The 6,951-nt window shown below is 52.5% G+C and carries 5 protein-coding genes; all 5 read right to left on the bottom strand.

Going from position 1 to position 6,951, the window contains the following annotated elements; genetic code table 11:
* The coding region (locus IQ260_RS25060) for a gamma-glutamyltransferase family protein (RefSeq protein ID WP_193995808.1) at positions 1-1,193 on the bottom strand (1,193 nt) is incomplete at its 3' end.
* 32 nt (positions 1,194-1,225) lie between these two features.
* The gene (locus IQ260_RS25055; RefSeq protein ID WP_193995807.1) at positions 1,226-2,356 is read right to left on the bottom strand and encodes a glycosyltransferase family 4 protein; all 1,131 of its coding nucleotides are present in this window, start codon (positions 2,354-2,356) and stop codon (positions 1,226-1,228) included.
* Positions 2,357-2,884: 528 nt separating this feature from the next.
* The gene (locus tag IQ260_RS25050) at positions 2,885-4,084 is read right to left on the bottom strand and encodes an NAD-dependent epimerase/dehydratase family protein (RefSeq protein ID WP_193995806.1); all 1,200 of its coding nucleotides are present in this window, start codon (positions 4,082-4,084) and stop codon (positions 2,885-2,887) included.
* 281 nt (positions 4,085-4,365) lie between these two features.
* Positions 4,366-5,526, bottom strand: a complete 1,161-nt coding sequence (locus tag IQ260_RS25045; RefSeq protein WP_193995805.1) for an esterase-like activity of phytase family protein — start codon at positions 5,524-5,526, stop codon at positions 4,366-4,368.
* Positions 5,527-5,615: 89 nt separating this feature from the next.
* A partial coding sequence (locus IQ260_RS25040) for a glycoside hydrolase family 13 protein (RefSeq protein WP_193995804.1) occupies positions 5,616-6,951 on the bottom strand: 1,336 nt, incomplete at its 5' end.

Below are 6,951 nucleotides of genomic sequence, written 5' to 3'. Positions count from 1 at the left end.
TCTAACACAAATCCCGACCCCCGATTTTGCAGCGCAATCCCCGTCCCCGGAATCGCAATCCCACTGCCAAATCCCATAAAATTTGACTGAATAAACGACACCATCAGTTCATCATCCGCTGCCGCTAAATACACCGTGCCGCCCTTGGGTAGCCCCGGTTCTGCTAGGGGTATGGCGCGATCGCCAATCAAGTCTCGCCGCTGAGCGGCATAGGCCTTATCCAACAGCTCGGCTGTGGTTATATCCATCGTTCTCGGGTCGGCCACATACCGATGGGCATCGGCAAAAGCCAGCTTCATCGCCTCAATCTGTTGGTGATAGTTCACCACAGATTCCCTAGGCTGAGCACCCAGGTCAAAACCCTCAACAATATTTAGCGCCATCAGCGCCGCAATCCCCTGCCCATTGGGTGGCAGCTCTGACACCGTCAACCCTCGATAGGTGGTAGAGATCGGATCGACCCACTCCGCCTGATGGTTGCGTAAATCATCCAGAGAAAAGACTCCTCCCGTTGCCTCAGAAAAGGCCACTAGTCGTTCTGCTAACTTACCGCGATAAAAACTTTCACCTTCGGTTGTTGCTAACTCTCGTAGAGTATCGGCCTGCTCAGGACAGCGCCAGATTTCGCCAGGGCGCGGTGCCCGATCGTTTGGGAAAAAACATGCTCGAAAAGATTTATGGGCCTCACCGTCTAACGATAGATAATCTGTTGCCTGTTTCTGCCAGTTGCGGGCCGTGATCGGCGACACTGGAAACCCATTTTCTGCGTGACGAATGGCGGGTTCAAACAGGCGTCTAAATGGCAGCTTGCCCCAGCGTCGCCACAGGGTTTGCCAGGCGGAAACCGCCCCCGGTACCGTAGTTGCTAACCACCCATGCAGCGGCAGCTCTTCCAGGTCAGCCCACATGTCTGGCGAAAACGCCTGGGGACTTTTGCCAGAGGCGTTGAGACCATGGAGTTCACCATCCCACACCAGCGCAAAGGCATCTGAGCCCAAACCGTTGGAGGTGGGTTCAACGATGGTAAGGTCGATGGCCATTGCGATCGCAGCATCCACAGCATTGCCACCTGCCAACAAAATTTCGGCCCCGGTGGCGGCGGCTAACGGTTGAGAGGTGGCCACAGCACGCGATCCCAACATAACGGGGCGCGAAGATGTGTAGGGATAGGCGCTAAGGTCAAAGGGCTGCATGGGGTTAGGCACACCTTATAAAATTGGATTCTTCAAGCCGCTATGCTTACATTAGTCGCCAATACTTCAGCGTAGAACGTCTGTAACTGCTGAGTTGCGCTTCGCCAGCCCCAGCGTTCTGCCTCAATACGAGCATTCCGACGCAACAGTTCAATTTCCGTACGGGCCGCCAACAGTCGCTGGGTAGCTTTGATGGCTCCGTCATCATCGTGGGGGTCAAACAAGAAACCGTTGGTGCCGTCCGTCACAATATCTGGAATTCCCCCCGCATTGGCCGCCACCGTCGGACAGCCAGCTGCCATGGCCTCTAGTAGAACCAGCCCCAGGGTCTCAGTGCGTGATGGGAAAACAAACGCATCACCGGAGGCATAGGCCGAAGCTAGCTCTTCACCTTCAAGGTAACCGACAAAATTAGTCGCCGTTCCCGCAAAATGCTCCTCTAGTTCTTCTCGGTAGGGACCATCCCCCACCAAGGCCAGTCGCGCTTCTGGAATGGCTTCTAAAATAGGCTTAATCCGGTCAACTTCTTTTTCCGCCGACAGACGGCCCACATACAGCAGCAAGGGCGCATCAGGATGCCCCTCACTCAGCCGAGATCGCATCTCTCGACTGGCCAAGCTAGGTCGAAACAGTTCCGTATCCACCCCCCGCTGCCAGACTTTGACGTTTTCAATGCCGTGCTCAGTCAGCTCCTGCTGCATCGCCGTAGAGGTACACAGGTTGAGGCGGGCGTTGTTGTGTACCGCCTTCAGCAGTTCCCACAGCATGCCCTCAAACATGCCAAACCCATAGTGCTCTAGATACTTGGGCAGGTGGGTGTGGTATGACGCCACCAGGGGTATTTCCAACGCCTTGGCATAGTAAACGCCCGCTAACCCCAGGACAGCCGGATTGACCACATGGATCAAATCGGGGTTAAACGCTTCGATGCCCTCGCCAATGGACGGGCGTGGTAGGGCCAACTTTAGCTCAGGGTAAAGCGGCATGGGAAAGCCGGAAACCCCCTCGATTTTGGCCCCCTTATATTCCGTTAGACCCCCCTCTGGGCAGAACACACACACGTCATCACCTAAAGCCTGCAGCTGTTCAACGGTATGTTTGAGGCGAGTTACGATACCGTCGACTTTAGGAAGGAATGTTTCGGTAAACAGGGCAATACGCATACGTTTAGCGGTAGTAGGATGCGGATGTGTTAGAAAAACTAGGCATTGCTGATCATCGAGATGACTTTGAATATAAATAACCGTCCAATAGCAGTGGCTATAGATTCGGTCCATCCCCTTAATCAGCGATCGCAAATACTGAACTGTTGATTATTCAATCGCGAAATTGGTCCAGGCTCAAGCGTTTATAAGATCTTTTTTTGCCACAGATTTGACAGCGCACAGGACAGTTACCGAGACATAGGAAATGAGGTAAAGGGCTATGACCTCATAGATTTTGCACCTGGTGATGAAGCGCCCACCCACCCTGCACTCAAAGTTACAGGGCTAATTGAGGGTTATCCACTAGAAGGGGTTAAAGATCGCTGAAAGCTCTAGATATAGAGCCTCACAGCCCAACTGTCCCTTTAGTGGACAGCCCTCAATTAGCGTTGGGTTTTGAACCCGACGTGGGTTTTAGCCTCACAACCAACTAGATACAAGATCTGAATTACCCCATTTCCGCATGTTTAATCAAAAACCCATGCCCTAGCTTGCCGGAATCGGCGTAGGAGCCGGTTTTGACTTCTTGGTCCACTTCGATGTGCAGATAATCCTCGACGTATCACAGCGGTCAACGTACTTTTTAGCGATTTCTGTCACTTCTAGCATCAGCCCCTTGTCTAGCTGAGTGGGCTCTAGACCCATATCGAGGAAGCACTGGTTATCAACCACTAGCTCGTTTTCAGCCGCTTCATTACGGGGGTTTTCCATGTACTGAATTTCAGCTCCAGCGATATTGGCCACAATCCGGGCCAGGTCGCGTACCCGGTGGGTTTCAGTCATCTGGTTTAGAATTTTAACCCGGTCGCCTTTGGCAGGGGGATTATTGACGGCTAGTTCAACACAGCGCACCGTGTCCTGAATGTGAATAAACGCCCGTGTCTGACCGCCGGTTCCATGCACAGTTAAGGGGTGACCAATGGCAGCCTGCATCAAGAATCGATTGAGGACGGTGCCATAGTCACCATCGTAGTCAAAGCGGTTGATCAACCGCTCATCCATGGCAGTCTCGCGGGTGTTAGTCCCCCAGACAATGCCCTGGTGTAGGTCAGTTACCCGCACCTGGTCATTCTTGTTGTAGTAAGCAAAGAACAGCTGGTCCTGGGTTTTGGTCATGTGGTAGATACTGCCAGGGTTAGCCGGATGCAGAATCTGTTTTTCAATGACCTTGCCTGTGTCGGTAACCACCTGGATATCCAGATAGCCTTCAGGAATTTTCATGCCAGCGGTGCCGTAGCCGTAGACACCCATGGTGCCGAGGTGAACCACGTGGATATCTAGGTCAGACTCGACAATGGCGCACAGAACATTATTGGTGCCGTTGAGATTATTGTCAACGGTGTAGCGCTTATGCTTGGCCGACTTCATGGAGTAGGGGGCGGCCCGCTGTTCAGCAAAGTGAACAATCACGTCGGGGGCATAGTCGCAAATTAGATGCAAGAGTTTGTCGTACTCTTGGGCAATGTCGAGATTATAAAAATCAACTGTTTTACCACTAACGTCTTGCCACGCCGACAGCCGAGTGGACATGGAGCTAATGGGAGTTAGGGAAGAGATTTCTAGCTCATTGTCAATATTGCGGCGCGATAAGTTATCGACAATGGCAACCTCATGACCTGCGTTTGACAGATGCAGCGCGGTGGGCCAGCCGCAAAAGCCATCTCCACCTAATACGATTACTTTCATCCTTTAGCGCTTAAGCCTCCTTCATGATTAGCAAGAATTATACAGAATATGGGTATAAATCGTTATCTTCTGCCCTTGGGAGACTTAAGCAAGGACATGGAATTATGGGGCTGCCAACATTAAAAAAAAACTAACAAAACCTTTATACACCAAATGTTTTAGTAAATAAACTCGGTTGCCTATTCCCACAGCATAACGGTATTCTTCATTCTCTGTAAGAAGAAAAAAATGTTGCGATAGCTGCAGGGATGATTTGAGTTTGATTTACCTCTATAGGGGGATTACAAACCGGCCAGTTTGAACAGCCAAATTTGGGTTTCCTGACGATTATCAAAGTTATTGTCACTAACTAGAATTAGGCTTTGGCTGCCGTCGCTGAGTCTAGGCCCCAAGGTCATGGCTTCGAGGTTATCCGGGCCGAGGGGGGTAAGATCGGCAACGAGCCGTTTACGAATGGGAGTAATGCCGCTAGTGTCACCCTGGAGCGTTGCGATCGCACTGGTATCCGTCGCCACTCCAGTGGCCAGCTGGTAGAGCTTAATCGACAACCCCTGGAGACCAAAGGCACGCTCAATGGCCAAAAAATGCCCTCCCACATCGATGGATAAAATTTCCGACAGGCCGTTAACCACGGCACCTAGGGGGGCGTCATCCATAGCGTACCAGTGTTCTGATAGCAGGGTTGACTGGTTAGGGTCAATTAGATAATGGAGCCAGCGATTCTTAAAGGGAATTTCTGGGTCCAGGTCAAGATCCTGGTACAGCGGTCCCTCGGTGGCGGCAAACAGACGATACGGCTCGTAGGAGCCACCGGGAGCACTGATGGTCAGGGCTTCAAAGCCAATGTTTTCCTGGACGCCCTGGGTTTGGGTACCTGCGGTCTGGTCCTCATTTGAGCCAGGCTCCGGGCCAAACAGATACCGCTCTGGCAGACGAAAGCTGGTTTTGAACCGTCCAGTTTCCAGGTCAAATTCCTGGAGCTGGGGCAAAATCTGCTGCTGAAATGAGCCTTCGCTAGCGACAATCAGGCTGCGGCTTGGGGTGAGGGCCATGCCCTCAGCATCAAGCGGGGCGATGGCAGTCCCATCAGCGTCCTTAAAATCGGTGACGGCCTCAACGGTGACATCGTTGATGGCTGTAGGGCTGAGGTCTAAGCTGAGGGTGTAAAAGCGAGGACGTTGGCGGTCGTCGGAGAGGGCATAGTACTGGTTGCGAACTGACAAGTCAGCGCTGGCGCTATCGCGATCGTAATTAATGGCCGACAGGCCACCCACCTGGGTGCCCTCAAAGTCATCCATGGGGAGTACCACATGGTCCACTGCCGTTACCGATAGATCCAAAAACAGCCGTTGCTCAGCGTTTACCTGGGGCACAGCACAGCCACCCAAGAACAGGCCGAATAAGACCACCCAGAGGCATTTTCTCCACCAGTGCGTTTTCATAACCAAGTCGCCCCCATGTCCACAAACTCACCGCCCACAAACTCACACACCCTAGCAAACTAATGCCCTTCTTGTTGGGCCAGTCACCTCTAATTAGCCATCCCTATAATCATCCCCGACCGAGCTGGGACTACAATCTGTTGCGTATCTTCTGTAATCGAGCCCTGTCCCCATAGAATCATGGTCTTCTGGATCAGATCTGCTTCCATCAGATTGGAGAGCGCTATCTGTCCAGGGGTTTCAGCTGCATTCACCACTACAACAAGAGTTTCTTTCTCATGGTGACGAGCAAAGACATAGAGTTCACCCTCAGCGGCAAGCGTTTGATACATGCCTGTGCGTAGGGCCGGATGTGTATGCCGCAGGGCGATTAGCTCTTTATGGAGTGTAAGCAATGGCTGATTCCAGTTCTCTTCTGCCGGAAAACTCCGGCGACAGTCTGGATCATGGGCACCCGCTAGGCCCACCTCGTCACCGTAGTAGATGCTGGGTGCCCCCGGAAACGTCAGCTGTAACAACACCGCCAGCTCAAAACTGGACTGATCGTCACTGATAACCGTTAGCGCCCGGGCAATGTCATGGCTTGACAACAGATTTAGCTGGGTTAGCTGAATCTCCCAAGGATATAGAGCCAACAAGACCTCTATGGCCTGGGCATATCCCTGGGCATCCAGGGCCGGATAGGGAAAATAAGCAGGCTGCTCCACCAGAGACATCACCACCCGTTCTTTTGCCGTAAAGGCCAATGCCGGTCCCGTAAAGAGATAGTTCATCACCCCGTCAAACTGGGTGCCGTCTAGCCATTGTCGAGCATCGGTCCAAATCTCTCCCACAATATAAGCCTCTGGGTTAATGGCCTTGACCCGTTGCCGAAACTCTTGCCAAAATCCTTCAGCTTTCACATCAAAGGGAACATCTAGCCGCCAGCCATCAATCCCCTGACGCAGCCAGTACTCGGCAACCTGCATAATGTACTCCCGCGCCTGGGGGTTGTCGTGGTTAAACTCCGGCAGGGCTCGGTTGTCGTACCAGCTCTCATAGTTAGCCGACTTGGCCCCATCATAGGCAGACAGCGGCCAGCCCTCCACCTTAAACCAGTCCAGCCAGGGTGATGACGGTCCATTTTCAAGAATGTCGTTAAAAAAGAAAAATCCACGGCTAGCATGGTTAAAGACACCGTCTAGGACCACTTTTATCCCGCGTTGGTGGGCAGCCTCTAACAAATCGGCAAAGGCTTGGTTACCCCCCAGCAGCGGATCTACCTGATAGTAGTCGTGGGTGTGATACCGGTGGTTGCTAGCCGACTGAAAGATCGGGGTAAAGTAGATGGCATTCACTCCCAAATCTTGCAAATAATCTAGATTTTCAGCCACACCCCACAGATCGCCCCCTTTATAGCCATTACCCGTAGGATCGGACGCCCAG

Source organism: Leptolyngbya cf. ectocarpi LEGE 11479, assembly GCF_015207065.1.
Lineage (GTDB): Bacteria > Cyanobacteriota > Cyanobacteriia > Phormidesmidales > Phormidesmidaceae > Leptothoe > Leptothoe ectocarpi.
The sequence above is the reverse complement of the archived record's forward strand: the minus strand, read 5'-3'. Positions and strand labels throughout refer to the sequence as shown.